Source organism: Arthrobacter humicola (assembly GCF_039531445.1).
Classification (GTDB): domain Bacteria; phylum Actinomycetota; class Actinomycetes; order Actinomycetales; family Micrococcaceae; genus Arthrobacter; species Arthrobacter humicola.
Window position 1 is genome coordinate 239908 of the sequence record NZ_BAAAQB010000029.1, and the last position, 25925, is coordinate 265832.

A 25925-nucleotide genomic window follows, 5' to 3' on the forward strand; every position below is an offset into this window, starting at 1 on the left:
CCACCCGGCGGCCATCAGCCGACGTGGATGCCCGGGCGGAGGGCCGGGTCGTGTTCGACCTCGCGGAGGATCTCACGCACCAGCGGGGCCGTGTCGCCCTGGCCCAGGAACAGGTACCGCATCAGGTGACTGATCGGGTTCCCTTCCGACCACTCGAAATAGCATTGGGGCTTGGTGGCGGTCGAGTCGCGCATGGCCAGAAGGACCGCTGCGATCGCGTTCGGCACCGCCGGCGACTTCACCCGCAATACCCGGTAGCCGCCCACTTCGATACCTTCGACCCGGAGCGTGTGGCTGAACGCCGACGGGTCGGAGATCTCCACCTCCAGGAAGATGACGTCCGCCGGACCCGGGACCGGGTTCAGGCCGCGCTGCTCGTACTCCTTGTCGGCGTACTCGGCCTTGTCGCCTGCCTGGCGCTTGTTGGCAATGACGTTCAGCTGGCCGTCGAAGGCGATCGAGTCGGTGATGAACTGCCGGGCTGCCTCGTCGAACTCGATGGTTTCCAGGCGCAGTTCGGTGGTGCGCTTCACCCGCGAGATCAGCGAGACGATGATGATGCCGGCGATGAAGAATGCCGAAATCGCAATGCCGTCGGGCTTTTCGATGACGTTGGCGACCAGTGCGTACAGCAGGACCAGGGTCAGCGCGCCGAATCCCAGGGTCCCGGCACGGCTGTGCCGGCGGACCGCTGAGACTGTCACGGCGACCGCACCGGAGACCATCATGGCCAGGATGCCGGTGGCGTAGGCGCCGGCCTGGGCGTTGACGTCGGCGTTGAAGGCGATGGTGATGCCGACGCTCAGCACGGTGTAGACGATCACGACCGGGCGGACGGCCCGGCCCCATTCCGGTGCCATGCCGTACGCGGGGAGGTAGCGGGGCACGATGTTGATGAGCCCGGCCATGGCGGAAGCGCCGGCGAACCAGAGAATCAGGGCGCTGGAAATATCGTAGACGGTGCCGAATCCGGCGCCGAACAGGTCGTGGGCGAGGAACGCCAAGGCGCGGCCGTTGGCCTGTCCGCCGTCCTGGAATTCCTTGGCCGGGATCATGACCGTGGTGAGGAAGCTGGTGGACATCAGATAGACGCTCATGATGGCCGCCGCCGTGGTGAGGAGTTTGCGGGTGTTCTTGACCCTGGAGGCCATGACGTCCTCCGGGGTGTTCCCGGTGGCTTTGATCAGCGGCATCATGGACACGCCGGTCTCGAAGCCGGAGAGCCCCAAAACCAGCAACGGGAAGGCGATGACTGCCGGACCAATGAGGCTCATCGGCCCGCCGCCGGCACTGGAGAGCAGCCGGTCCTGCCAGCCGGCGATCAGGGAGGGGTCCGAGAAGACGTGCGCGAACCCGGCGGCGACGACGGCGGCGTTCAGGAGGAGGTAGACAGCCACTAGCGGGATGGCGACGCCGACGGCCTCATTGAAGCCAAGAAGGAATACCCCGCCCAGGATCAGCAGCAGGATCACCGTGATGACGACGGCACTGCCCTTCAGGCCTTGCGGGATCATCGGATTCTCCAGCAGGTGCACTGTGGCGTCGGCGCCCGACAGGGTGATGGTGATGATCCACGAGGTCGCGACGAACCCGAGCAACAGCAGGACGAAGAACTTGCCGCGCCAGAACGGCAGTAGCTTCTCCAGCATGGCAACGGACCCCTGCCCGTGCGGGCTCTCCTGCGCGACGCGGCGGTACATGGGCAGCATGCCCAGCAGGGTCAGTGCCACGATCAGCAGGGTCGCCAGCGGGGACAGGGCGCCGGCGGCCAGGGCCGCGATGCCTGGTAGGTAGGACAGGGTGGAGAAGTAGTCGACGCCAGTCAGGCACATGACCTTCCACCAGGCGTTGGGCTTGTGATCTTCCTCTGCTTCGGGGCCGGCCGGTGCGACCTGGTTGGCGAGCAGCCAGCGGACCAGGGGTTTGCGGTCCGGGGCTGCGGCCTGCTTAAGGTCAACCTGGGCCGGTACGGCGTGGTCAGAAGTGGTCGTCATGGGGTCTTTCCGTCGGTGGCCGGGCGTCTGCAGGGCCGGAACAAAGCACAGGGACCGGCCAATTCTAGTGGCCGTCCCTCCGGCCGGCTGCCAGCTGGAGGAGGTACCGGAAACGCCACCCGGCTGCCGGCCGGATGGCGTTTCCTGGAGTGATGTTTTCCTGGCGGCCACGGACCGGTCCGCTGCGGGCAGTTACTCCCCGGAGTTGCTGCCGCGGTTGTTGCCGCCGTCGTCGTGGCCGGAGTTGTTGCCGTCCTCTGTCTTGGTGATGGAGGCGACGGCGCCGGTTTGTTCGTTGAGCAGGACTTTGTCGGTGCGCTGCCTGTCGAAGTTGAACATGGCGTTCACCGGGCCGGCTGTCGCGTCCGCGGAGGCGTCGCCGATTTGGCCGGTGTGCCAGTTGTCTTCGATGAAGCGAAGGATCGAGGCCTGGTCCGTCTGGGTGTGGTCCACATAGTTCTTCTTCGCATACGGTGAAATGACCACGAGCGGCTGGCGGGGGCCGGGGCCGCAGCGGTCAGCGTAACCGCTGGCCATCGGGATCCCGCTGGCCGCAGCGGTCTGGCACCAGGCGGCGTCGTCGGCGGAGTTTGAGGAGTTCTTCACCTTGGCGACGGCGTGGTCGTACCAGCCGTCCGAGTCGTCGTAGGCGAGTACAACGGCCGTGTTCTCCCAGTTCTTGGAGTTCTGGATCTGGTTCACGGTGTTGGTGATGAAGTTCTGCTCGTCGACCGGGTCGGAATAGGCGGCGTGGCCGTCCTGGTACATTCCCGCCTTCAGGAAGGACACGGCGGGCATGTTGTCGGTGTTGACCACCTTGTTGAAAGCGGTGAGGTCGTACTGGTGGTTCGCCTGGCCGTTGTGGCCGATTTCCGCGTCCGACGCCGGCGCCAGGTGGTGCGGGTTGGCGGTCGAGGCGTAGTACTGGAAGGGCTGGTGGTGCGGTGAGTAGTCAACGACGCTGGCTCCGGCGGCGTTCGTGTGGCTGGACAGGCACGACGCCGGCGTGGTCCCTGTAGCGGCAGTGGTCGGTGTGAAGCCGCCCTGGAACCAGCCCCAGGATGTGCCCTTGGCGCTGAGAAGGTCCCCGATGTTCCTGCCGGTCATGCCGGCCAGGTTGTTGGTTTTGGCGTGGCTATTGTTCGAGCAGTCGTCGTAGACCGGGTCCGGATCGTTGATGACAGTCCCGACGCCGTTCGCGTCAGGTTGGCGGACAGTGCTGCTTCCGGCTGCCGGTGTGGCCACGGGTTGCCCGGCGGCGGTGTATTCCGTGGCCCCGTGGGTCTGGCCCGAGACCAGGTTCAGCGCGCCCGGAGTGGATGGCCCGAAGACGGTGCTGAAGTGGTTGTCGCTCATGGCGTAGTTCTGGGCGTAGTTCCAAATGCCGGTGACGGTGTTGCCGTCGTAGTAGTCCATGGTCAGCCCGGGGCGGCCGTACTGGTTGGTGCCGCAGGAGTCCCGGCTGGTGAACTGGACAAACTGGTCCATCGCGCCGCCGTTGTACGCCTTCTGCTCGGCAGTGTACCCGTGGTCCTGGTCGCAGGTGACGGCCTGCATCGGCGAGAGCCGGGCCGGCTGCACCGCGTTGGGATTGTTCGGTGCCAGGAGGCCCGCTGTAGCCAAGGTGTTGATGTCCTTGGGCGTGTTCTTCGCGGCGGTGAAGGAAGCTGCTGCGGTGCCCGTGCCTTGCTGGGCTTCACCCGGGGTGTTGGCGGCTTGGGGGTAGGTGGCGAAGTAGTGGTCGAACGAGACGTTCTCCTGGAAGATCACCACCACGTGCTTGATCGGCGTCGCGGTGCCGCTGTGATTTTCGCCGGCAGAAGCCGGCCCTGCACCGAAGCCGATCGCTCCGGCTGTCAGCGCCGTGGCCGCCAGGGCTGCAGCGCCCGTGGCGGCGGCGACGCGCTTTCGGGTAAAACGTTGTGCTGGATGAGGCATGGGTTATCCAATCGTTCCGGTTCAGGGGTACCGGCCGTCAAAGGGCGGCTTCGCGTTCATCGCCGACGGTAGGGGCTCGTCATGAATCCGCGGTAAACGGCACGAGGCCAAAGAAAGCCTGCTTAGTGTCGGTCGCCACGGAGGGGCCGGGATCCACCGCGGCGCGGTCCGGCCGCCGCCGGATTGCCCTATTTGGCGGGGGTAACGGCGGCTTCGCAGGTGAGGTTTCGGCGCCGTCGCCTTCGTCGCCGTTATCGGGTGCCACCTTCATCGTGAGGTGATTCCCATTGGGCGTTGCCCTCGTGCTGGTCAGTGTTGCCTGCCGCCTGGGCGGCCGCGGTGGCGCAGATCGTCGATGCGGGCGGGGTGGTGAACGGCAGGTTGCGCCGCGGCCCGGGCGCCGGTGTCGAATCTCGGACATGATGCGGCCCGAAGCCACGCGAGGGTGGCGGCGGGATGTGAGCGGGCGGAGCAGTTGCGCAGGGCTTAGGCGGATCCACCGTCCGCTGGGCGAGGCCCCCGCTCGATCGTGACAGTGCCGGCATCGCCGTCGACCCGGATCCGCTGGCCGCTGGTCAGCCTCTGGGTGGCCACGCCGGTGCCGAGCACGGCCGGGATGCCGTACTCCCGGGCGACGATCGAACTGTGGCTCAACGGGCCGCCGACGTCGGTGACCACGGCGGAGGCCATCGCGAACAGCGAGGTCCACGCGGGAGTGGTGATGCGGGCGACCAGGACGTCGCCGGGAACCATCGTCGCGAAATCCTCGGGTCCTCGCAGGACGCGGGCGGGAGCACTGACCCGGCCCGAGCTGGCGCCGGTGCCTTTGATGACGTCGCCCGGCTGCTGTTGTGAGGCTGCCGGCATCATGGACCCGAAGGCCCGCTCCATCCACCGGCTCTCGGGCAGCAGTTGCGGGGCGGAGGCCTTGGCCTGGCCCCGCCAGAGCATCCTGCGCTCCTCGATGGCGGCCGCCCGGACGGGCCGGTCTGCCCCGGTAATGGCCACGGCCGCCGGTGCGCCCGGCGCGGCGAGGCCGAACTCGACGGCGCTTCGCAGCTCCCGGTGGCGGAGCCAGAAGACGTCGCCGGGCTCGGCGATGACGGTGGAGCCAACCAGCCGTTGGCCGAGTTCGAGCAGCATCCGCCGCAGCAGCGGCCAGGCCAGTCCGACGTCGGCCAGGGCGTCCTCGCGGATCGGGGCGGCATTCTGCGCCCACCGGAGCAGCCGGAGGAACGCGGCCCGGCGCCGCGGCCCAAGCCGGGCGGCCGTTCGGCCGGTTTCCTCTTCCCGGCGGGCGGCCAACAACCGCTGGCGCTCATGCGGGTCCGTGCCCTGTCCCCGCAGGTAGAACTTCACCGTCTCCAGCAGCGGCGAGGGATCATCTGCGGGCACCGGGCAGACGAAGTCCAGATTGTAGACTGCATGGCCGTACCGGCCGAGGTGGTCCTGGAAGCGGGGACGCCATAGCCCCCAGAGTGCCTGGTCCATGGCGGCCGGCGGCACCCCGGTGCGCTGCGACTCGACCAGGGCCGGCGTCGGTGCGTTGAGGATCGCCGGGGCGAGTCCCGGAACGCCCCGGACCCAGGCTGCGAGGTCGTACAGCGACTTCTCGGCCCGGATGGGTTCGCTGTCGTAGCCGAGGAGGAACGTCTGGGCCGGGGCGTCTCCGTTGCGCCGAACTAACTTGTCGTAGTAGGCCCGGAAGGAGATTTCGCTTGTCGCGGCGACCGGAATGATTGACTGCACCGCCGTGTAGTAGACGGTGCCGGCGTCCAGCAACGTCTGCACACCCTCCAACAATTCCTCCCCGGAGAGCCCCCCGAGGGGCTTCGCCGACCAGTCCTTGATCACCCGTTCGTAGCGGGGATGCGAATACTCCCGCCAGCCGGCCACTCCCATGTGCGCCGTGCCGCGGATCAGCGCGCGCATCGCAGCCAGCGACATGGCCGTCACGCGCAACATTGCCGAGGTGCGGTAGTAGTAATAGGCGTAGCCATTAATAGTGGGCAGTCCGACGTCGTCCTCCCCAATGACGTTCTTGCCGATGGCGCCGGCCATCAAGGCCCTCAGCGACCGGGACACCGAGCCGTCAATGAGATCGGCGAACAGCGGTGAGAGCGGGTCAGGCAGCTGTTCCACGATGCTCGCCCGGAAGTAGAGCCCCTTCGGATAGGGCACAGGCCACGTGTCCGGAGCATCAGCTGCCGGTTCCGGCAGTGCGGTGATCGGGCGGGATTGCAGGAGGAAGAACTCGCCACCGGCCCGTGCCCACTCGATGTCCTGCGGGGCCCCGAAATGATCCGCGATCCGGGTTCCGTAGCCGGCCAGCTCGGCCGCGGCCTGGTCGTCGAGTACGGGCTGACGACGGCGGCCCGCCGGCACAGGCTGCTCCCGGGTGCCGTGGTCCGCGACGACGGTCATGACTTCCTTGTCGGCGGTCCGGCGCGAGAGCACACGGCCAGAGCCCGCTTCGACGACGACGTCATCGGTGGTGACCGTGCCGCTGACCACGGATTCGCCCAGGCCCCACGCGGCGCTGATCAAGATCTGGTCGCGGCGCCCGTTGGCCGGATTGGCGGTGAACATCACCCCGGCGGCGTCGGCCTCGACCATCCGCTGGACCACGACGGCGAGGCGCACCGCGTCCGGTCCGATGCCTTCGCGGGCCCGGTAGGCCATGGCGCGCGCCGTCCACAGGGAGGCCCAACAATCGGTCACGGCCGCGGCCAGGGCTTCCGCCCCGACGACGTTGAGGTAGGTTTCCTGTTGCCCCGCGAAGCTGGCGGAGGGGAGGTCCTCGGCCGTGGCGGAGGAGCGCACCGCCACGGCTGCATCCCCGTCGCCGATCAGCCGGTAGGCGGCACCGAGCTCAGTTGCGATAGCGGCCGGCATGGTTCCGCCGGCGAACAGGGCGCGGATCCGGTTCGAGGCATCCTCGTAATCCTGTGGCGATGCCAGCGGTGACAGCGAGTCGAGCTCACGGATGCCGGCCTGAAGGCGATTGGCTTCCACAAAATCCGCGTAGGCTGCGGTGTTCAGCACGAACCCCGGGGGAACCGGCAGCCCGGCCTGAACGAGGCCGCCCAAGCCGACGCCTTTGCCGCCGGCCATGGCGACGTCGCCTTGTCCCACATCGCCGAGGTTGTTGATGTAGGTCATGACCGAGCACCTTTCTGCCGGGAGCCGGGGCGCCATCATTGAGCGTGACTCTCAACATACTGGCACTGCCGCAGGCCGGGGGCCATAGCTGCAGCCGTTGCCAAAGCCCCATGCTGCGCGGCCGGGGACCGCCTCACGCGGGCCGTTCGCATGGTCAGCGACCGGCGTCGCGCCCGTCGGTCCATACGTCAGCCCCGAATCCGGCGAGCCCGGGAGTTCCTGCATAGCCGAGGTAGGGCAGCGCGAACAGGTCTTCGATGCTTTTCAGGAGCGAGTAGTGGTTATACGGTGTGGAGCTCGTCGTCCCGGGACGGACGAAGGGCGAGAGCACCAGCGCGCCGATGCGTCCGCCGCCCTTGCCGTTGCCGGGCCCGGCCGCAAACGTGCCATCCTTCGCGGCCGACGGCGGCAGGCCGGGCGCGGCAACGTTGGGGCCGGAGGGCTCGTTACAGCAGGCGCTGGTGTCGCCGTCGGCCTCATCGTTGACGATGATGATGGCACCGCTTTCCTGAAAGGCGGGAGATGCCGAGATCAGGGACACCCAGGTGCGCAGCCAGGCATCCTCCGCCGCGGGACCGGCAGGCTGGCCGTCGCAGTTCTGGTTATGTCCGTCATTGCACAGGCTGGGGGAGATGAACGACAGGTTGGGGGTGGTTGAGACGGCCGTCAGATCCTGGGGCAGCCGGGCCAGGGACCCGACATTCGCGGCGCACGCCGCGGTTCCTGCCACTGACGCGAAATACAGGAACGGGTTGTGACGGGCCGTGTAGGCATCCCCGGCCGTGGCTTCCTGCGTCAGGTCCGTGGATCCGGGACCCAGGGAGGGCTTCCCGCAGACGGCTTCTTCCCGCCCCGGGACGTTGCCCATGTCCTCCATGTAGCCCTTCCAGGTCAGGTTCCGTGCCGCGAGCTGGCCCGCCAGGGTGGGCACCGACGCCGGAAAGATGCAGCCGGCGTCGGACTTGACCTGCCCGAAGCGTTCCGCGGACGGGTGCACCATGTCCGTGTAGGCCGTGCAGTCCATCTGGATGTCGGGGCTCGGAGCGACACCGCCCAGCATGGCCAGGTAATTTCCCAGGCTGTAGTGCGCGGTCCCGTAGTACTGGTCCAGCAAAACGCCCTGGCCGCGAAGCGTTTGGGCCAGATACGGAAGGCGCGAATTCGGCCCGAACGACTGCGCGTAGGAAGCGTTCTCAAGCACAATCACAAACACGTGGCGGACAGGCGAAAGACGGCCGGCCGGCCCGTCCGGTTGGCTGACGCCGGCCCCAAGGATCACAAGCAGGACCACGGCGATGCAAAGGAACGCTCGTCTTCGGTTCATCAGACCCGGATTCCCTTCCCGGCGAACACATACTCCCGCGCCGGATCCGGCGTGCCTCCGGTGCCCGTTCCTGCGGACGGTATGTCACGCCGGTCCATAAACAGAATAGACACGGGCCCCACTCCCCGGACAGGCCCGGGCGCGCTGAGCCGGCGTGTTTACGACGTTGAGGATGTTCGGAGGCAGCTCCCGTAGCATGACGCGGATGGTATTCATACGGCTGTACCGCGAAGGAAAACTTGAACGCGACGACGTCAGCGCCCACGAGATCGAGGCCCTGGCGCACCAGGACGACGTGGTGCTGTGGATCGATTTCACGGACCCGACGGCGGATGACCTTCTGGGTGTCGAGACGGTGTACGGGTTTCACCGCCTCGCCGTTGAGGATGCCGTCCATGATTTCCAGCGGCCCAAGCTGGATCGCTACGCCAACCACCTGTTCCTGTCGGCCTATCAGGCGGGGCTGCGGCCCGGCAGCGGGGAAGTGGACATTGCCGAGGTCTCGGCATTCGTGACCCGGAACGCCCTCGTGACCGTGCACGGGCCAGGGTTTGATACGGACAAACTGATGGCGCACTGGGATGCCGAGACGGACCTGGCCGCACACGGGGTGCCTTTCCTGTTCTGGGGCCTCCTGGACATGATCGTGGACGGGCACTTCGACGCCGTGCAGGAACTGGACGGCTACATCGACGCCCTTGAAGAATCGCTCTTCGATGACCACTCACCCGACCACGACCTGCAGCGAAAGACCTTCGAGCTGCGCAAGACCCTGGTCCGGCTCCGCCGGGTGGTCCTGCCCATGCGCGAAGTCCTCAACACCCTCCTCCGGCGGGACGACCTCGTCGGCTGCAGCCCCGCCATGCAGCCGTTCCTGCAGGACGTCTACGACCACGTACTGCGGGCCACGGAATGGACGGAGTCGCTCCGTGACTTGGTCACGACCATTCTGGAGACCCACATCAGTATTCAGGGGAACCAGATGAACCTGGTCATGAAAAAGGTCACCAGTTGGGCTGCGATCATCGCCGTACCCACCGCGGTCACGGGGTTCTTCGGGCAGAACGTGCCGTTTTTCGGCTTCCAGAGCGATTACGGTCTCTGGTTGTCCACCGCATTGATGGTCGCCGGATCAGTGTTCCTGTATCTGGGGTTCAAGAGGCGGGACTGGATCTAGATCAGCCAGTGTTATGCCTGGCGCGCAGCGTTGCCGGCGGGGGTGTTCGCGTTGCGGGTGCGGTGGGCCCTGTATTCGCGCCAGGTGAGCCAGACGATGAAGATATCGAAGGCTGTCAGGAGGGCTAGCCCCCAGGAGAAGGCAACCAGGAGTTCATAACTTTGGTAGAGGATGAAGGCCATCAGGAAGGCAATCATCCACGGGTAAGCCCACATTTTATCCTTGAGCACCGCCCAGACCAGGACCACCTTCACCGCTCCGTGCAACAGCAGGTAGATGGCGCCGAAGAGGGTCGCCGAGACGGTCATGGTCCCGGCCCAGTGCACCAAGGTGGTGGCAACCAGATCATGCGGATCTTCGGAGAGTTCGTGCTGTGTCAGTAACCGGACCCAGGCGCCGATCTGCGCGGGGGAGACCAGCAGCAGAAGAATTCCTCCCACGAGTTCCAAGAGTCCGTCAAGGCCTTTGAGAATCAGGCTGACCCTGAAGGTCTTGTCCAGCAACGTCCTGTCGGTACTGCCTTTAGCCAACGTCACCTCAAACCCCCGGCACGCACTTCCGGCACGGCTAGGAGCTGGCGCTGGATGCCAGCACGCCCAGGCCGAGCGCGGCGATGATGCCGCTGCTGCCGCGTTCGAGCCAACTGCTCACCCGGGGGCGCTGCAGCCAGGCCATGGCCTTCGCCGCCGCGATGGATACGGCCGCCAGATAGAGGAACCCGATGGCGCTTTCGATGGCACCCAACACCATGGCGGTGTCCAGCGTGTTGCCGCCGTGCGGAATGAACTGCGGCACGACGGCGAGGTAGAACAGGCCCACCTTGGGGTTGAGCAGCGTGGAGAGGCCGCCGGCGCCGAACCCTGCCCGCCGGCTGTAGCTTCGGCGGGGAGTGCGGCCGGCCGTCGGGGAGGACTTTGTGCGGCGGGCCCGGATCAGCGAAGAAATTCCCAAGTACAGCAGGTACAGCCCGCCCGCGATCTTCAGCCAGCGGAACACTTCCGCGGATTCCTCCAGGACGGCGGCGAGCCCCACGCCCACCAGCGCGGCCCAGACCATGGATGCCACGGCCGAGCCGAGCGCGGCGGCAAGGCCGGCCCCGGCACTCTGCAGCGAGATCCGCAGCACCAGGAACGTATCCGGGCCGGGGGTGACGGAGAGCAGGAGGCACAGCCCGGCAAAGGCCAGCAGGGTCACGAGGGTCATGAGCACCATTGTCCGGGTGCCGGCCGTCCGGGCGCAACGGCGGCAACGCCCGGCCCGGATGAGAGGCCCGGGAAGGCAGTATGCGTTCCGGCGTTCCGAATATGTGTGGGGCGGGTGACGCTCACTGCGTCATATTCGGCGCCTGCGGCGCGGGTCCCGGGTAGGTGACTGCATCGGCGGCGTCCAAGACCTCCAGTGCCGTGAGGTGTGCGGCGGCGGCCACGTCCCTTATGGACTTGCCGTGTGTGACTGCCGCGGCGACGGCGGACTGCAGGTTGGCCGCGTTCTCCTCGCTGGTTCTGGACGTCTCAAGCCGGGCGGCAGCCGCTTCCACAGCCAGGATTTCACTATCGATCACCGGTTGTCCTCCAGTCCCGTCTCTGCCTCATTGCAGTTGAGCCGGGAAGCGATTCGTGCCCGATGACGGGCCGCACCCGGCGGTCAGGAAAGGATATCGAACGTTGGACCAGTCTGTCTCGCGTCTGTGTCGAAACCGCGGAGCGGCCGCTCGTCTCGGCACGTCGGTTTCTACAGGATCGCGTCGTCCGTTGAGGTTTCGCCGTGAGGGAGGCTCAACCGGGCGGTGCGAAGGAGGGTTCCGAGCAAGGAGCGGGCGTCGCCCAGCAAGGTGTTCACTTCGGGGCAGGCAAGCTCATAAAACAGCCGCCCGTCCCGCCGGGTCGGGAGAATCAGGTGCTGGCGGCGCAGCACACCGAGATGCTGGGACAGATTGGAGGGTTCGAGGCCGGTGTCGTGGCGCAGCGTGCTGACGGCCACTGGGCCGTCAGCAAGCATTTCCAGGAGCTGGACCCGTGCAGGGTGCCCCATCGCCTTGAAGAGGTCGGCCTTCACATCGGACAGGACAAGGCTTGCAGGCAATCCGTCCGCCATGGGGGCCTTCTCCTTCGCATCCAATACTCACGGCCCAAAGCCCGTGCCGGACCTGGTCCGAGGAAATTAGCACACGCGAGACAGAAAAGTCTGTCTCCCACTCGTCCGGGCGGGCCCGCTCGCACATACATCGTAGCGTCGGACTGCCGTCGTGTCGCCGCCGGCGGCAGGTGTGTGGGCGCCCCTTGCGCAGACGGCGGGGGTAGTTCAGACTTTCATGAATTCATCAATCCGATCCGGCCCTCTGCTAGCGGCCGGCGTCCTACAGGTGGATTCAGGCTGCCTCCGGTGACAACGGCGTCACCGGAGCAGAATGATCCCAACTTTCAGGAGGGTTCAATGGCAGGAATGTTCGAACTGTTTACCGGCTCCGATGCTTCCTATCGATTTCGTTTGACTGCCCCGGACGGGACGGTGATGGCGCTCTCCAGATCATTCCCCGACAAGCCGTCCGCAGTGGCAGGAATCGCCGCCGTACGTGAGTACGCCGGAATGGGGCTGGTTTGTGAAATCCCGGCACCGGGAGACGACGGCGTAAAGGAACCCGCGGCGGTCCAGGTTCCTTCGGGGGCAGCTGCACAGAACCGAGTCCGGCAGGAGAGCCCGGCCGCTGATGGAGCATCCGGGGCCCGTGCCCGGCTGCCACGCATCCGTATCCTTTCCGCCGCACATTTTCTTGGCGGGCGGGCCGTTGCCCGGAATCACCAGATGATGATGCGGTGGCGCCGAGCCCCGGGAGCCGGAGCCACCCCGGCCGGGCTGAGCCCTTGCTGAACCCCGGATTCTCCCGTGCCGTCCACGGGAGGGACGTCCGGGTATTTACCCGGCCTTGTACCGCATGAGGCCGGGGGTCGACTCTTTGGACGATGGAAGCCCGACTTACGACACACAAGTCCGCTCCGCGGGTCCGGTGTAAAATTTCTTCCACAATGACCGCCAACGAAGCTGCCAGTCCCACGTTGTTGCCCGCCGCGGCGATGGCCGGTCGCGATGATCCAGTGGACCGCATTCTCTCCACCGCCTACGAACTGTTCTCCCGCCGCGGCATCCGCGACGTCGGGGTCAACGAGCTGATCGACAGCTCAGGCGTCTCCAAAGCAACGTTCTACCGGCACTTTCCATCCAAGGACGCGCTGGTGCTTGCCTTCCTGGAGCTGCGCGACCAGGTGTGGACCGTGGACCTCATCGTGGCCGAGGCCAGGCGCCGCGGCACCACTGCCGAGGAACGGCTACTGGCCGTCTTTGACGTGTTCGGGGACTGGTTCAAGCGGGAAGACTTCGAGGCGTGCACGTTTATCAACGTCCTGTTGGAGATGGGACCGGGGCACCCCTTGGGGATGGCAAGCATCGGATACCTCAGCAGGATCAGGGACCACATCCAGGCTCTGGCCGAGGAAGCCGGGCTGAACCGCCCCGAGGAATTTGCCCGTTCCTGGCACATCCTGATGAAGGGCTCCATCATCTCGGCGACCGAAGGCGACATTCTGGCTTCCAAGCGGGCGCAGCAAATGGCCCGCTGGCTGATCGAACACCACCGGAGCCTGTAACCGGCGATCCGCTCGTTGCCAAGCCTCGCACTACGAGCGCCCTCCATGTGTGGTCGTGTTTCAGGAGCAGTGGCAGCAGGGCCTCGGGGGAGGCAGCGACGGCGGCCGCTTGTGATGCTTCCCCGGCCTCCCCATACCCCCAGAGTGCGAATATCGTGGGGATGCCGTGTTTGGCTGCCCCCGCGACGTCGTAGCTTCGGTCTCCGACCATTGCGGGACGGGAGAGGTCCACGCCTTCGCGTTGGAGCCGGAGCAGCAATTCGGCGATGACCTCAGCCTTGCTCGCTCTTCCATCGGAGTCTGACGCCCCGCATACGTTGATGAAGTGGCGCTCAATCCCAAACCGTCGTGCAAGTCGTACTGCTTGGTCTTCCACCTTGGAAGTGGCTACGGCCATAGGAATACCGGCCGTGTGCAGGTGCTCAAGCAAGTCTTTGATCCCGTCGTATGGACTGGACTGTTCAGCGCCATGAGCGGCATACGCTTTGCGGTAATGTTGGAGGGCCTTTTGGGCGGTTTCTTCGTCCAACTGTGAGACTGTTCTGAAGGACTCGATCATCGGCGGGCCGACGAACCGGCGCAGAGTGTCCATCGCCGGGATTGGCGCACCTACAGCTGCCAGGGCCTGGGCAGCACTTGCTGTCACGCCGGGAGCTGAATCCAGGAGCGTGCCGTCCATGTCGAACAAGATGCAGCTGACGCCAGTGAGAGAGGGACGGGCCTGGTGCAGAGGTGTCATTTTTTCGCGGGCTTTCGGTCTTGATATTGGTTCCGTTCCGGTAGTGCCCGGGGGATTGTTGCGGTGAAGGGTAGGCGTGGATCGAGTGAGTCTTGATCAGATTGATCAGAGGATTCTTGCGGAGCTCACTAAGAACGCCCGCATGAGCCATGCGGAGCTGGCGACCAAGGTTCTCCTGTCGAGGAATGCCGTTCGCCAGCGGATCGAACGGATGGAGCGGCAGGGGTATATCCAGGGGTACACGATTGTTGCCGGGCCGCCGGGCCAGGGTCCGGTGTCCGCCTTCCTGATGGTTTACAGGAAGGACCGGGTGCGGGGGTCGGACGTCATCACCGTCCTGCGGTCGATTCCGGAGGTGGTTCTGTGTGATGTCGTGAGCGGTGACTTTGACCTGTTGGTCCGGGTCGAGGCCCGGTCGCTGGAAAGGGTTCAGGAGATCTGGGAGCAGATCGCGGCAATTCCCGGCGTGACGGACACGGTGACGGCCATGACGCTTTCGAGTTTCATCAGGCGCGGGACCGGAGGGGTCCGCGCCAGCGAGTGAAGTGATCAGACGCCGGACATGTCCGCAGTTCTGACAGGCAGCACGGCGGATTCAAGCAGTAACTGAGCTGCGTCCCGGTCCATGAGGTTCCTGCTGGTGACGATGTCCAGGATGGCGGACCCGTCCTGGAGGGCTTCCTTGGCCACCGCTGCAGCGCCGGCATACCCGATGGCCGGTATCAAAGCTGTTGCGAGGCCTACCGAGGCGGCCGCCTGGCGGGCGAGGCGTCCGGTGTTCGCTTCAATGCCTTCCATGCAGTACAGACGGAGAACGCGTGATCCCTGTTCAAGCCACGAAATGCTCTGAAGAAGGACATGGGCAATGACAGGTTCGAAGGCATTGAGCTGGAGCTGGCCGTTGTCTGCAGCCATCGTCACGGTGGTGTCAGCTCCGGCCACTGCGAAGGCAATCTGGTTCATGGTCTCCGGGATGACAGGGTTGACCTTTCCCGGCATGATTGATGACCCGGCCTGGCGCGGAGGCAGGATAATTTCGCCGAAGCCGTTCTGTGGACCGCTCGACAGCAGCCGGAGGTCGCTGCTGATTTTGGAGAGCTTGATGGCCGTGCGTTTCAGCATGCCTGACATGTGCATGAAAACGCCGACGTCGGACGTGGCTTCGATGAGATCAGCGGCGGGAAAGACCGCGACGCCGGACACTTCGGACAGTGCCCGAAGGACGAGTTGTTGATATCCAGGTTCGGCGGTGATGCCCGTCCCGATGGCGGTGGCACCGAGGCTGCACTCGAGCATCAGCGCTGTGGATTCCATTAGCCTGCAGCGGTCTTCTTCCAGCGTCGCGGCGAAGGCATTGAACTCCTGCCCAAGGGTCATCGGGACGGCGTCCTGGAGCTGTGTTCTGCCCATCTTCACGACGTCGGCGAATTCGGCGCCCTTGTTGCGGGCGGATTCGGCAAGTTTCCCCAACTCCCGGTTGAGTTCTGCAGTAGCGAAATTCAGTGCCAGCTTGATCGCCGTGGGATAGGTGTCATTTGTGGATTGGCACCGGTTGACGTGGTCAATGGGGTGCAGGTGCTGGTATTCACCGCGGCGGTGGCCCAGTTTTTCCAGCGCAAGGTTCGCGATCACCTCGTTGGCATTCATGTTCGTGCTGGTGCCTGCACCGCCCTGGATGACGTCCACGCAGAATTGTTCGTGGTGATGTCCGTCCTGGATTTCCTGGCATGCTTCGCGGATCGCTGTCGCTTCACGCGGGTTGAGGATGCCGAGTTCGCAGTTGGCCTGCGCCGCAGCGTTCTTGATCATCGCCAGGGCACGCACCAGATGGGGGTGGCGGGAGACGGGAATGCCGCTGATGGTGAAGTTCTCCAAGGCGCGGGCAGTGTGTGCCCCCCAATAGGCTGTGGCCGGCACGGGAACGTTCCCGAGCGAATCCGTCTCGATGCGGGTGGTCATGGGTTTCGATCCTCTGCGTGAAAGTGTGGGTGGTGGCGTAGTTGGGTGCTGCTTACTCGGTGGAAGTGGAGGGGCGCAAGGGCCGGCCGCGCCCCTCCGCTTCGATCATTTCTTGATGCAGATGACCTTTGGCTGGGTCATCTCCTCATACGCGAAATGGACGCCCTCCCTGCCCATGCTTCCGTACTTGGCGCCGCCGAACGGCATGCCGTCGAACCGGTAGTCCGAGGAATCGTTGATCATGACGCCGCCCGCTTCGAGGCGGTGGGCTGCCTCCATGGCCCTGGCCAGGGAGTCGGTGAATATGCCGGCGTGGAGACTGAAATCGATGGCGTTGGCGACGTCGATGGCCTCTTCGAAGGTGTTGAATTTTCGAAGCATGACCACCGGCCCGAAAACTTCCTCCGTCCACAACCGGCTGTCTTCCGGGACGGCTTCCAGAACGGTCGGGTGAAGCACGTTGCCGTCCGTGACATTGCCTGCGAGAAGGACAGCGCCGGCGTCGAGGGCCTCGTCAAGCTTGGACTGCAACCCGTGCACGGCAGCGGGGCTGATCATCGGCCCGACATCCGTCAGTTCATCCAGTGGATCTCCGGTAACCAACTGTGCCGTTGCCTCCAGGAAGCGCTGGCGGAACGCGCTGTACACCGGGGCGGCTACCAGGATCCGCTGCACTCCCACACAGTTCTGCCCGGCGGCCCAAAACGCTCCGGAGACGCAGGATTCCACTGCGTTCTCGATGTGGGCGTCGTCCAGGACGATCACGGGAGCGTTTCCGCCAAGGTCCATGGAAAGCTTCTTCAGGCCCGCGGTGCGGGCGATACTCTCACCCGTGGAGAACCCCCCGGTGAAGGACACCATTCTTACGTCCCGGGACCTGATGATTGTTTCGGCCACTTCCCGGTCGCCGTGAACAAGCGTGAGGGCTTCCGTCGGGAGCCCGGAGTTCACGAGGGCGTCCGTGAGCATCTGGGCCGATAGGGGCGTCAGGGCCGAGGGTTTGAGGATCACGGCGTTTCCTCCCGCGATTGCGGGCCCGATTTTGTGTGCCACCAGGTTGAGGGGGTCGTTGAACGGAGTGATCGCGGCAATGATGCCCAAGGGCTCGCGCGAGTACCACCCGGTGCGGTCCTCCGAGCCCTCGTACGAGTCAAAAGGGATGACTTCGCCTGCGTTCCGGCGTGCTTCGGCAGCGGAGAGGCGGAGCGTGTTGACTGCGCGCAGGACTTCCTTCCGGGCCTGACGGATTGTTTTACCGGCTTCGGACACAATGGTTTGCGCGAACTCCTCGTTGCGCCTCTCAATCTCCGTTGCGGCGCCGTCCAGTATCTTCCCGCGTGCGTTGCGGGACAGTGCCCGTGCTTTCCGGGCGCCGATGCGGGCCGTTTCGATCACGGCTTTGCCGGCAGTGGATTCGGTCAGCGAAACCGCGCCGACCACTCTGCCGTCAAAGGGGCTCGTCACATCGCGGAACTGCGGCAGCGCGGTTTCTGTCGAACACAGTGTGGATTCAGGCATTTGCAACTACTCCCGTCCCGGCTGCGTGCATGGCGATGATGTCAGAGAGCAGAGCGTAGGCGGTCTCCACACGGCCGGCCCCCGGTCCTGAGACCGTCACCGCGCCCAGAAGGTCGGTGTCGAACGACACGGCATTGGTCGCGCCGGAAACCCCTGCCAGACCATGGTCGAGGGGGAGTGCTACGGGGGATACGCCTGCCGTCACTGACCCGTCCGGGTTCCGCCGCGCTGCACCGACGAGCTTCCACCGGCGTCCCTCGCTGGCTGCCTTCCGGATATTCTCCGGCGTCACGGCCGAAATCCCCTGTCGCTGGACGTCTTTGAGTTCTATGCCTGCATCGAGCAGCTCATTGGCGAGGATGAGGACCTTGAGCTGAACGTCGTACCCCTCGATGTCTGCTGCGGGGTTTGCCTCGGCGTAGCCGAGGTCCTGTGCCTCACCGATGGCAGCGTCGAGGTCCAGTCCGGCCTCCATCCGTCCGAGCACATAGTTGCTGGTGCCGTTGAGGATGCCTTCGAAGCCGTTCAGCTTCAGCCCCTCGAACATCTTCTTGGCGAGGCGGATGACGGGGGTGCCGCTCATGACGGCACCCTCGAACTCGAAGTGCACGCCGTTCTGTTCGGCCAGGGCGGTCAGCTCGGCGCCGCGGAGGGCAACGGGGCCCTTGTTCGTCGTGCAGACGCTCTTGCCGGATTCGAGTGCCCACCGCACGTGCGAAACTGCTGGCTCACCGTCGTCGGGATTCGTGAACGTGGCCTCGCAGATGATGTCAGCGGTGCAGTTGCGGATAACGGATTCGTTATTGGTGTCCGTGGATCCGCCGTACTTGGCGAAGGTTTCGCTGCCGCCGTCCAATTTGAGGGCGATGGATAGGTCGATGCCCTCGGGCTGGACCAGGGAGCCCAGGCGCAGGTCGGTGATGGCCACGACCCGCAGGCCGAAGCCCAGATCGGTGTGAAGTGTCTCGCCGCGTGTTGCGATCAGTTCGGCCAGCGTCCTGTTAACGCCGCCAAAGCCGATCAGCGCAATGTCGTAGGTGGTCATGGTGCTCCTTCAATCAGTTACATCGGTCCTCCAATGCTGTCTGCATTCCATGTCCGTCAGTGCATGTGATTGTGACCGAAAAACAGGGCGAATTGACCATCTGACTGCCGATTCGGCATCTACACCTTGAGGTAACCTGCGTGCAACATAGGCATGTTTAAATGTTTTTAATGACCAAAAAGTGGTTTTCGTGTTACTTTCATCACTATCGGTGCTGCGCAGCTCGAGGCGGCCTGTCCCGCACGCCGGGGCGTCGGGCGCACCCTTCGCATCAGACCTGTCCACTCATCCGGGAGAAACCATGGAACCCTCATCGTCCGTCCAGCTAGAACCACAGCCCACGATTCCACCGTCGACCGACTCCGGGCTCCGGCGGTCCATGGGGGCGCGGCATCTGGTCATGATCGCCATGGGCGGGGTGATCGGCTCCGGGCTGTTCCTGAGCTCGGGCTACACCATTTCCCAGGCCGGGCCCCTCGGGGCTGTCATCGCCTATCTCATCGGCGCCTTTGTTGTGTACCTGGTGATGGCGTGCCTCGGCGAACTGGCCATCGCTTATCCTGTCTCAGGCGCCTTCCATATCTACGCGGCGAGGTCGATCGGGCCGGCCACCGGTTTCACCACCGCCTGGCTCTACTGGCTGTGCTGGGCAGTGGCCATCGGATCGGAGTTCACGGCCTCCGGTCTCCTCATGCAGCGGTGGTTCCCGGGTGTTGACGTCTGGGTCTGGTGCGTCATCTTCGCCGCGGTCCTCTTCGGCTTCAACGCAGTTTCGTCGAAGTTCTTTGGCGAGTCCGAGTTCTGGTTCGCCATCGTGAAGGTGGGCGCCATCCTGGTCCTCATCGTTTTCGGCGGCGCGGCGCTGCTCGGCTTCCACCCGCTCAGCGAGGGGGCAAACCACCCTTTCCTGTTTGAGAACTTCAACACCTCCGGCGGTCTCTTCCCCAATGGTTTCGCCGGTGTCCTGGTCACTGCGCTGGCAGTTTTCTACGCCTTCTCCGGCTCTGAACTCATCGGCGTGGCGGCGGGCGAAACGGCCGATCCCGCCACCAGCATCCCCAAAGCGATGCGCAGCACAGTGATCCGTCTGCTGATCTTCTTCGTCGGGGCAATCGCTGTCATCGCCGCCACCATCCCTTTCGCGGAGGTGGGACTGGATGAGAGCCCGTTCGTGACGGTCTTCTCATCCATCGGCATTCCCTTTGCCGCCGACATCATGAACTTCGTCATCATCACTGCACTCCTTTCGGCCGGAAACAGCGGGCTCTTCTCCTGCGCGCGGATGCTCTACTCCCTTGCCGACGAGGGGCACGCCCCCCGGGCGCTGAAGAAGCTGACGCGGCGGGGGATCCCCATGACCGCGCTATCGGTGAGCATGCTCGGCGGCCTGGCGTCACTGATCAGCAGCGTCGTGGCGCCCGAAACGGTATATCTGGCTCTCGTCTCTGTGGCGGGTTTCGCCGTCGTCGGGGTCTGGATGTCCATCACCGCCTCGCACTTTTTCCACAGGAGGTCCTTCGTCAAGAACGGCGGCGATGTGGCTGCCCTTCCGTACAAGGCCCCGCTGTTCCCGCTGGTGCCGATCCTGGCCTTCTCGCTTTGCCTCATTTCCCTCGTCGGCATCGCCTTTGACCCGAACCAGGTAGCAGCCCTCTATTTCGGTGTTGCATTTGTTGGCGCCTGCTACGCCTTCTTCTACTTCAAATACGGACGCAAGACGCGCACCGACCAGCTTTCCTGACGCCATCATCAACCAACGCCTACTCAGCTTCGCGGCCGGGGACTCTCGTCCCCGGCCGTGAAGCTGTTCAACGGATAAACCATGACTTCACAAGACCTGATGCACCACATGCGCAGTTCGGGCCAGGACGCCGGCAGCTGGCTGGAGATTGACGCCGCCGCTTTCGAGTCAAACGTCCGGAACCTCCTGACCATGATCGATGACACTGCGCTCCTGTGTGCAGTGGTCAAGTCCAATGCCTACGGGCACGGAGCTGGGCTATTGCTGCCGTCCCTTGTTCGTCTGGGCGTTCCCTTCGTGGGAGTGGGAAGCAACGAAGAGGCTGCCATCGCACGCCGCTGCGGTTTTACGGGACGGATCCTGCGTGTCCGGGCCGCGGCGCCGCAAGAGATCAAGGCCGGTCTGCGGCACGACATCGAAGAACTCGTTGCCGACCCGCAGAGCGCGTGGGAGATGCATAAGATCGCTGCCGAAGCCGGGAAGCTGGTCCGCATCCACCTCGATATCAACTCTTCCGGCATCAGCAGGCACAGCCTCGACGTCTCGTCCGCACTTGGACGCGCCTCTGCGGTCGCGATCGTGAGCCACCCTGGACTTCAACTGGCCGGGATCATGACCCATTTCCCCAAGGACGACAACGGCCATATTGAAACAGCTCTTGAGCGATTTAAAAGCCAAGCGTTAACGCTGCTCCACCTGACCGGGACTCCGCGGGAGGGCGTGCTGCTCCACTGCGCCAATTCCTACGCCGCCCTGCACGTACGCGGCTCGTGGCTGGACATGGTCCGTGCCGGGGCAGTCCTCTACGGCGATTCGGATCCGAGAGCAGGGCACTTCCAACGGTGCCTGGCCTTCAAGGCCCGGATCGCGTCCATCAACAGCTACGCAGCCGGAACTAAGGTCGGCTACGGGCTAACCCGCACCCTGAACCGGGATTCCAAACTGGCGACAGTTACAGCAGGATACGGAGACGGCTACCGGCGGGCACTGGCCCGCCAAGGCGGCGTGCTCGTCCGCGGACGCCGCGCCGCCATTGTCGACGTCGTTTCGATGAATTCCATGGTTGTCGACGTCACCGACGTGGCGGACGTTTCCCCTGGAGACGAAGTCGTGCTGTTCGGGCGGCAGGGAAGCGCAGAAATCGCTCCCGCTGAACTGGAAGCAGCGAACTCAGCGATACTCGCGGACCTCTACACCGTGTGGGCACAAGGAAACCGCGTCCTGGTCAACGACGAACACATGTGAGAATAGGCGTAGTTATCGGGCGGAAGGGGCATGGAGCATGGATTCTTCCTCGGAAGCGTCGTCCATGGCCCAAGGGCTTCGAATAGTTCGGCTGGTCGCAGACCGGGAGAAGTGGGGCAGGCGGCTTCTCGGCGTTTCCCAGCTCGCATCCGAGCTGGACATGGAACAAAGCCGTGTCTCCCGGCTGACGCAGGAATTGTGCGAGCTGGGACTGCTGGAACGTGTCGAACGCGGACCTTTCCGAACCGGCCCGCGCTTTTTCAGCCTTGCCGCAGCGCTGAATGCCGGCTGGGTCCGCGAATCAAGAACCGAACTTGAGGCCTTGGTGGCTTCTTTCGGCCTGAGAGCGAGAGTTTCCGTCCGCGAGGGCTTCCGCGTCATTCTCCTGCGTGCCTCCAGCAATGACGCGGTCCCCGGAAGCTTCGTGAAACCCGGCATGGTGACGCCCGTATGGTGTACCGGGTCCGGCCGGGCGCTGCTGTGGGACGAGCAGCAGCCAGCCGTTCAAACCCTCCTCCAGGACGTCAACTTCATCGGAGTGGGCGGTCCGGGAGCGGCACATTCGCCCCAGGAAGTCGCCGAACTGATGGAACGGGACAGGGCCCGGGGCTTCATTGTCGCGGAGGAAGAATTCGAGCACGGAGTCTACGAACTCGCTGTCCCGGTCCGCACTGCTGAGGGATCCATTCTTGCCGCGCTCAGCGTCCTGGGCAGCCGGGCTGAGATCGCATCCGGCATCGATGACATTGTCAAGGCCCTCACGGCCGCGGCCGAACGGCTGGGATCCTGCGAGGGCCGCATCCGGGGCGCCGCGGGCCGGAAGGACCGTGCCGGCTAAAGGTGGTTCTCCGGTACCGCATGGCCCAGCGCCGACTCGAGCCACTTTCCCCAAGACCTGAGAGCTGTGGCGCAGAACTCCCGCTTTGGCTCCAAGCGTGCCTTTGGGCCCACGACCTGAAGCGCTGCCACCACGTCGCCTTTGAAATCGTGAATCGGAACGGCCAGGGAGTACAGCCCTGGCTCGGCTTCCTCATCGACAATGGAATACCCCCGGTGCCGCGCACCGCGCAGTCGTGTCAGGAAGTCCTCGACGTCAAGGGGAGTATTGGGGCCATAGCGCACAAAGGGAACGCCGGAGAATATGGTTTGGACCTCGGCGTCCGACGCTTCCCACAGCAGTGCCTGGCCGGCATCACTGCAAAAGGCCGGGTAGGGCCGGCCAAGCCAGGAACCGACCATGTTGCTACTTTCCGGAACACGCTCACCGATGGTGACCGTACTGTCGCCGCGCAGAATGCCAAGGAAGCATCCCTCATCAGTTTCACCCGCCAGGCCTTCCAAGGCGGTCACACCATCGGTCTGCAGCCGTTGGTCTGTCAATAGCTGTGCGTCTGTCAGCAGCGACCAATCCAGGGTGTAGGACCGGTGTTCTCCGCGTGCCAGAAATCCCTCCTGCTCGGCGGTCCGCAGGCTGCGCGAAACCTGGCTGCGGTCCTTACCCAGGTCGGCTGCTATGTCAGCGACCGTTCCGCCGGGCAGGCCTCCTGCGCTGCGGGCGCCCACCGCTAGGACAGCCATGATTCCCCGGCCCATGCTGGACGTCTTAGACATGGAACCGATTCTAGTCACTGGACGAACGTGTCCTAGTGGATGGCGAAGACCCGGGCCGGAAAACCGCTGCCTTGCAGCGGCTTCGGCCAGCTCGCAACGAGGGCTGCGCCCGCTTCCGGAAGTCCCTCCAGATTTGCCATCAGCTCGATCTGCCACCGGTTCTGCGCCAGGACATACGTCTCCAGGCTGAAATCCTGGCGGGACGTCGCACTCCCCGGGTCCGTGTCCGTCTGTTCATGCCCGACGGCAGTCACTGAGCGCTCCTCGATCAGGAAAGAGAGGACTTCCTGCGACCATCCCGGCGTGTGGCTGACACCCTCATCATCCCTGTTTGCCATGGCGCCAGTGTCGGGCCAACGGTGACTCCACCCTGTCCGCAACGCCACAAAGGACCCGGGCGCGATGGCACCATTGCGGCGCTCCCACGCCTGAACGTCCTCGATCGTGGGGGTGGCGTCGGCATTGGCGGTGACCCGAGCGGTGATGTCCAGGACGACCAGCGGAAGGACCATCTCCTCGACAGGGATCTGGTCCAGGGTTCGTCCCCCGCGGATGAAATGCGAGGGAGGGTCAACGTGTGTTCCCCATTGGCCGATGATCGAATAACGGTGAGCGGTGAACCCGTCGCCCCTGTCCAGATCGAAAACGGTCTCCCGGGTTTCATCGGGGAATGCCGGGAAATGCGGCTGGCCGGGGTGAAAGGCGTGCGTGAGGTCGGTAAAGGACCTGCCTGCGAGCAGCGACTGCAAGCCGTCCCAAAGTCCGGTCGTTGCTGCTTCAATCATGATGCGGCCTCGCACTCAAGGACTGCCGGAAGGGCAGTGCTGGAGACGCTGATGGGCCCTGCCAGTTCGATGACCGGTACTTCCCAGGGGTGGATCTCCACGATGTGCTCCAGGAACCGTTCCACGGCAGCGTCATCGAGCGCGGCATCGAAATACGTCGTGCAGACAAAGGTAGGCGAAATTGTCCGCTGGCCCACTTGCCCCAAAGTAGGGTTGGCGCCTTCCGTGCAGGTGAATCCCTCGAAACCCAGGCCGGATTCGAAGACATGCCGGTAGTTGCCAAAGTCCCCTAAGTCGGGGGAATCCGACAAAGCCTGTAGCAGGGCCGCGATGCCCGCTTCATCCGTGAAGGCTTCCACATCGCCAGTCGCGAGCCGCGAGAAGGTTTCCGGCGCTATGGGCCAATGCACGCGCAGCTTGCGGACTGATTTCATTTCAATTTTCACGGGAAGCCTCTTCCTGAGCGGGTCGCAAAACGTGTTTGACAGCCATGGTGGCATAGAGTGATGGTCATTACAAGCATTAAAAAATGCTTATTACGCACATCATTCGGACGGAGGTCGCTGCCTTGTGCTACGTTTCATTGCCGGACCATAAGGTGCACGCCCGGCCGGCAGGCAAGAACGACCCGAACCGCTTGGAGCCCTAACGATGCCCACTGATAGCAAGCTTTCACGCATGCTCGACGCCGGAGCGAACCTGACGGTGGACGGTGCACTCGCCACCGAGCTTGAAGCGCATGGCTGCGACCTGGGAGACCCCTTGTGGTCGGCGAAAGTCCTTCTGGAGCAACCCCAGCTCATCAAACGCGTACACCGCGATTACTTCCGCGCCGGAGCCGCCGTCGCCATCACAGCGAGCTATCAGGCCACACCCCTGGGTTTTGCACGGCGCGGCATTGGCGAGGAAGAGGCCCTGGAACGGGTGGCATTGAGTGTGCGCCTGGCCGACGAGGCGCGCCGCGAGTATCTGGCCGAAAACCCGGATTCGGGCCCCCTGCTGATTGCAGGATCGGTCGGGCCCTACGGCGCGTACCTCGCGGACGGATCCGAATACCGGGGTGACTACGTTCTCGGCCGAAACGAGTTCCTGGAGTTCCACCGGCCTCGGATCGCGGCACTGGTGGAGGCGGGAGTGGACCTCCTTGCCTGTGAGACGCTGCCTTCATTGGCTGAGGCCGAGGCCCTGTTGACACTCATAGGGGAGTTCGACGTCGAATCCTGGCTCTCCTTCACGCTGCGGGACGGAGGGCACATCAGCGACGGTACGCCACTGGCTCACGTGGCTCTGCTGTGCAGAGAGCAGCCGCTCGTGGCGGCAATCGGCGTGAACTGTGTGCCGCTGGAGCTGGTCTCGCCTTCTTTGGAGGCACTGGGCAAAGCCACCGATACGCCCCTCATCGCCTATCCAAATTCGGGCGAAAGCTACGACGCAGTCACCAAGACATGGCGGCCGGCCGCGACGGCGCACCCCCTAGCGGGACCCGCTAGTAAACAGCCCTCAAGCCTTGCGGAAGGAACCCCCATCTGGCGTGAACTTGGCGCCCGGCTCGTTGGCGGGTGCTGTCGAACTACCCCGGCGGACATTGCCGCCGTGGCCAGGCTGTCCGTAAATCCCTAAAGGGGCCGGTAATGGCTGCCCCGCGTCATCCCTTGGCAGCCCAGGGGTCGGCGATGCCGATGTATTGGGTGGTGGTGTATTCGGCGATGCCTTCGGAGCCGCCTTCGCGGCCCAGGCCGGATTGTTTGACGCCGCCGAAGGGGGCGGCGGCGTTGGAGATGACGCCGGCGTTGAAGCCGACCATGCCGAATTCGATCTGTTCGGCCACGCGCAGGAGACGGTTGAAGTCGCGGCTGTAGACGTAGGAGGCCAGCCCGTATTCGGTGGCGTTGGCCAGCCGGATCGCGTCCTCTTCCGCGGCGAAGGTGGTCACGGGGGCGACGGGGCCGAAGATTTCCTGGCCCAGGATCGCGGCGTCGTTCGGGACGTTGGCGAGCACGGTGGGCCGGTAGAAGTAGCCGGGACCGTCCACGGGGGAACCGCCGG

General features: G+C 64.6%; 24 protein-coding genes. 8 read left to right on the top strand and 16 right to left on the bottom strand.

Going from position 1 to position 25925, the window contains the following annotated elements; genetic code table 11:
- Positions 1-14: 14 nt before the first annotated feature.
- From ABD243_RS10570 to ABD243_RS10585, 4 genes are all read right to left on the bottom strand, one after another.
- Positions 15-1994, bottom strand: coding sequence for an APC family permease (locus ABD243_RS10570; RefSeq protein ID WP_344365145.1), 1980 nt, complete (start codon positions 1992-1994; stop codon positions 15-17).
- A 192-nt stretch (positions 1995-2186) separates the two neighbouring features.
- Positions 2187-3932 carry a phospholipase C gene (locus ABD243_RS10575; RefSeq protein ID WP_344365148.1) on the bottom strand — a complete coding sequence of 582 codons (1746 nt, stop codon included), beginning with the start codon at positions 3930-3932 and terminating at the stop codon, positions 2187-2189.
- A gap of 486 nt (positions 3933-4418) precedes the next feature.
- Positions 4419-7094 carry a PEP/pyruvate-binding domain-containing protein gene (locus ABD243_RS10580; protein ID WP_344365151.1) on the bottom strand — a complete coding sequence of 892 codons (2676 nt, stop codon included), beginning with the start codon at positions 7092-7094 and terminating at the stop codon, positions 4419-4421.
- A gap of 154 nt (positions 7095-7248) precedes the next feature.
- The gene (locus ABD243_RS10585; protein ID WP_344365154.1) at positions 7249-8418 is read right to left on the bottom strand and encodes an alkaline phosphatase family protein; all 1170 of its coding nucleotides are present in this window, start codon (positions 8416-8418) and stop codon (positions 7249-7251) included.
- Positions 8419-8623: 205 nt separating this feature from the next.
- On the opposite strand from ABD243_RS10585, the gene ABD243_RS10590 reads away from it, so the two are divergent.
- The gene (locus ABD243_RS10590) at positions 8624-9595 is read left to right on the top strand and encodes a magnesium transporter CorA family protein (protein WP_344365157.1); all 972 of its coding nucleotides are present in this window, start codon (positions 8624-8626) and stop codon (positions 9593-9595) included.
- A gap of 11 nt (positions 9596-9606) precedes the next feature.
- Here ABD243_RS10590 and ABD243_RS10595 read toward each other — a convergent pair whose 3' ends face one another.
- The 4 genes from ABD243_RS10595 to ABD243_RS10610 all read right to left on the bottom strand — a co-directional run bounded on the left by ABD243_RS10595 (position 9607) and on the right by ABD243_RS10610 (position 11689).
- On the bottom strand, positions 9607-10131 hold the full coding sequence (locus tag ABD243_RS10595; protein WP_344365159.1) for a DUF2127 domain-containing protein: 525 nt from the start codon (positions 10129-10131) through the stop codon (positions 9607-9609).
- A gap of 31 nt (positions 10132-10162) precedes the next feature.
- Positions 10163-10798 carry a LysE family translocator gene (locus tag ABD243_RS10600; RefSeq protein WP_344365161.1) on the bottom strand — a complete coding sequence of 212 codons (636 nt, stop codon included), beginning with the start codon at positions 10796-10798 and terminating at the stop codon, positions 10163-10165.
- Positions 10799-10919: 121 nt separating this feature from the next.
- On the bottom strand, positions 10920-11156 hold the full coding sequence (locus tag ABD243_RS10605; protein ID WP_344365164.1) for a hypothetical protein: 237 nt from the start codon (positions 11154-11156) through the stop codon (positions 10920-10922).
- A gap of 170 nt (positions 11157-11326) precedes the next feature.
- On the bottom strand, positions 11327-11689 hold the full coding sequence (locus ABD243_RS10610) for an ArsR/SmtB family transcription factor (RefSeq protein ID WP_344365166.1): 363 nt from the start codon (positions 11687-11689) through the stop codon (positions 11327-11329).
- A gap of 348 nt (positions 11690-12037) precedes the next feature.
- Between ABD243_RS10610 and ABD243_RS10615 the strand changes: the two genes are divergently transcribed.
- A complete protein-coding gene (locus ABD243_RS10615; protein ID WP_344365320.1) occupies positions 12038-12463 on the top strand; it encodes a YegP family protein in 426 nt (141 codons plus the stop codon).
- Positions 12464-12618: 155 nt separating this feature from the next.
- Complete coding sequence (locus tag ABD243_RS10620; protein WP_344365169.1) at positions 12619-13236, top strand: TetR/AcrR family transcriptional regulator; 618 nt, start codon at positions 12619-12621, stop codon at positions 13234-13236.
- Here ABD243_RS10620 and ABD243_RS10625 read toward each other — a convergent pair.
- Complete coding sequence (locus tag ABD243_RS10625) at positions 13148-13975, bottom strand: HAD hydrolase-like protein (protein WP_344365172.1); 828 nt, start codon at positions 13973-13975, stop codon at positions 13148-13150. The genes ABD243_RS10620 and ABD243_RS10625 overlap by 89 nt on opposite strands.
- Before the next feature lie 76 nt (positions 13976-14051).
- Between ABD243_RS10625 and ABD243_RS10630 the strand changes: the two genes are divergently transcribed.
- Positions 14052-14519 carry an Lrp/AsnC family transcriptional regulator gene (locus tag ABD243_RS10630; protein ID WP_091248751.1) on the top strand — a complete coding sequence of 156 codons (468 nt, stop codon included), beginning with the start codon at positions 14052-14054 and terminating at the stop codon, positions 14517-14519.
- Positions 14520-14524: 5 nt separating this feature from the next.
- On the opposite strand, the gene ABD243_RS10635 is transcribed toward ABD243_RS10630, so the two are convergent.
- From ABD243_RS10635 to ABD243_RS10645, 3 genes are all read right to left on the bottom strand, one after another.
- A complete protein-coding gene (locus ABD243_RS10635; protein WP_344365174.1) occupies positions 14525-15934 on the bottom strand; it encodes an aspartate ammonia-lyase in 1410 nt (469 codons plus the stop codon).
- Between the two features lie 105 nt (positions 15935-16039).
- Positions 16040-17452: an aldehyde dehydrogenase family protein gene (locus ABD243_RS10640; protein WP_344365176.1), complete on the bottom strand. Its 1413-nt coding sequence runs from the start codon at positions 17450-17452 to the stop codon at positions 16040-16042.
- The gene (locus tag ABD243_RS10645; RefSeq protein WP_344365179.1) at positions 17445-18497 is read right to left on the bottom strand and encodes a homoserine dehydrogenase; all 1053 of its coding nucleotides are present in this window, start codon (positions 18495-18497) and stop codon (positions 17445-17447) included. The genes ABD243_RS10640 and ABD243_RS10645 overlap by 8 nt, the downstream gene beginning before the upstream one ends.
- Positions 18498-18798: 301 nt before the next feature.
- On the opposite strand from ABD243_RS10645, the gene ABD243_RS10650 reads away from it, so the two are divergent.
- The 3 genes from ABD243_RS10650 (at position 18799) to ABD243_RS10660 (ending at position 22321) form a co-directional block, all read left to right on the top strand.
- Positions 18799-20238 carry an amino acid permease gene (locus ABD243_RS10650; RefSeq protein ID WP_344365182.1) on the top strand — a complete coding sequence of 480 codons (1440 nt, stop codon included), beginning with the start codon at positions 18799-18801 and terminating at the stop codon, positions 20236-20238.
- 81 nt (positions 20239-20319) lie between these two features.
- On the top strand, positions 20320-21483 hold the full coding sequence (gene alr, locus ABD243_RS10655) for an alanine racemase (protein WP_344365185.1): 1164 nt from the start codon (positions 20320-20322) through the stop codon (positions 21481-21483).
- Between the two features lie 37 nt (positions 21484-21520).
- Positions 21521-22321, top strand: coding sequence for an IclR family transcriptional regulator (locus tag ABD243_RS10660; protein ID WP_344365188.1), 801 nt, complete (start codon positions 21521-21523; stop codon positions 22319-22321).
- On the opposite strand, the gene ABD243_RS10665 is transcribed toward ABD243_RS10660, so the two are convergent.
- Genes ABD243_RS10665 through ABD243_RS10675 form a run of 3 tightly spaced genes read right to left on the bottom strand, consistent with a single transcriptional unit; the run spans position 22318 to position 24325 of the window.
- On the bottom strand, positions 22318-23076 hold the full coding sequence (locus ABD243_RS10665; RefSeq protein WP_344365191.1) for an IclR family transcriptional regulator: 759 nt from the start codon (positions 23074-23076) through the stop codon (positions 22318-22320). The genes ABD243_RS10660 and ABD243_RS10665 overlap by 4 nt on opposite strands.
- Positions 23077-23126: 50 nt before the next feature.
- A complete protein-coding gene (locus tag ABD243_RS10670; RefSeq protein ID WP_344365194.1) occupies positions 23127-23879 on the bottom strand; it encodes a cyclase family protein in 753 nt (250 codons plus the stop codon).
- Positions 23876-24325 carry a YqfO family protein gene (locus tag ABD243_RS10675; protein ID WP_116766431.1) on the bottom strand — a complete coding sequence of 150 codons (450 nt, stop codon included), beginning with the start codon at positions 24323-24325 and terminating at the stop codon, positions 23876-23878. The genes ABD243_RS10670 and ABD243_RS10675 overlap by 4 nt, the downstream gene beginning before the upstream one ends.
- Before the next feature lie 205 nt (positions 24326-24530).
- Here ABD243_RS10675 and mmuM point away from each other — a divergent pair, with 205 nt between their 5' ends.
- The gene (gene mmuM, locus ABD243_RS10680; protein WP_344365198.1) at positions 24531-25499 is read left to right on the top strand and encodes a homocysteine S-methyltransferase; all 969 of its coding nucleotides are present in this window, start codon (positions 24531-24533) and stop codon (positions 25497-25499) included.
- 25 nt (positions 25500-25524) lie between these two features.
- Here mmuM and ABD243_RS10685 read toward each other — a convergent pair.
- On the bottom strand, positions 25525-25925 hold a 401-nt coding region (locus ABD243_RS10685), incomplete at its 5' end, for an aldehyde dehydrogenase family protein (protein WP_344365201.1).

Excerpts from the sequence above, each read along its gene's own strand:
- ABD243_RS10570 (WP_344365145.1), bottom strand. The coding sequence starts at position 1,994 with ATGACGACCACTTCTGACCACGCCGTACCGGCCCAGGTTGACCTTAAG.
- ABD243_RS10575 (WP_344365148.1), bottom strand. The coding sequence starts at position 3,932 with ATGCCTCATCCAGCACAACGTTTTACCCGAAAGCGCGTCGCCGCCGCC.
- ABD243_RS10580 (WP_344365151.1), bottom strand. The coding sequence starts at position 7,094 with ATGACCTACATCAACAACCTCGGCGATGTGGGACAAGGCGACGTCGCC.
- ABD243_RS10585 (WP_344365154.1), bottom strand. The coding sequence starts at position 8,418 with ATGAACCGAAGACGAGCGTTCCTTTGCATCGCCGTGGTCCTGCTTGTG.
- ABD243_RS10590 (WP_344365157.1), top strand. The coding sequence starts at position 8,624 with ATGGTATTCATACGGCTGTACCGCGAAGGAAAACTTGAACGCGACGAC.
- ABD243_RS10600 (WP_344365161.1), bottom strand. The coding sequence starts at position 10,798 with ATGACCCTCGTGACCCTGCTGGCCTTTGCCGGGCTGTGCCTCCTGCTC.
- ABD243_RS10610 (WP_344365166.1), bottom strand. The coding sequence starts at position 11,689 with ATGGCGGACGGATTGCCTGCAAGCCTTGTCCTGTCCGATGTGAAGGCC.
- ABD243_RS10615 (WP_344365320.1), top strand. The coding sequence starts at position 12,038 with ATGTTCGAACTGTTTACCGGCTCCGATGCTTCCTATCGATTTCGTTTG.
- ABD243_RS10620 (WP_344365169.1), top strand. The coding sequence starts at position 12,619 with ATGACCGCCAACGAAGCTGCCAGTCCCACGTTGTTGCCCGCCGCGGCG.
- ABD243_RS10625 (WP_344365172.1), bottom strand. The coding sequence starts at position 13,975 with ATGACACCTCTGCACCAGGCCCGTCCCTCTCTCACTGGCGTCAGCTGC.
- ABD243_RS10635 (WP_344365174.1), bottom strand. The coding sequence starts at position 15,934 with ATGACCACCCGCATCGAGACGGATTCGCTCGGGAACGTTCCCGTGCCG.
- ABD243_RS10640 (WP_344365176.1), bottom strand. The coding sequence starts at position 17,452 with ATGCCTGAATCCACACTGTGTTCGACAGAAACCGCGCTGCCGCAGTTC.
- ABD243_RS10645 (WP_344365179.1), bottom strand. The coding sequence starts at position 18,497 with ATGACCACCTACGACATTGCGCTGATCGGCTTTGGCGGCGTTAACAGG.
- ABD243_RS10650 (WP_344365182.1), top strand. The coding sequence starts at position 18,799 with ATGGAACCCTCATCGTCCGTCCAGCTAGAACCACAGCCCACGATTCCA.
- alr (WP_344365185.1), top strand. The coding sequence starts at position 20,320 with ATGACTTCACAAGACCTGATGCACCACATGCGCAGTTCGGGCCAGGAC.
- ABD243_RS10660 (WP_344365188.1), top strand. The coding sequence starts at position 21,521 with ATGGATTCTTCCTCGGAAGCGTCGTCCATGGCCCAAGGGCTTCGAATA.
- ABD243_RS10665 (WP_344365191.1), bottom strand. The coding sequence starts at position 23,076 with ATGGGCCGGGGAATCATGGCTGTCCTAGCGGTGGGCGCCCGCAGCGCA.
- ABD243_RS10670 (WP_344365194.1), bottom strand. The coding sequence starts at position 23,879 with ATGATTGAAGCAGCAACGACCGGACTTTGGGACGGCTTGCAGTCGCTG.
- mmuM (WP_344365198.1), top strand. The coding sequence starts at position 24,531 with ATGCCCACTGATAGCAAGCTTTCACGCATGCTCGACGCCGGAGCGAAC.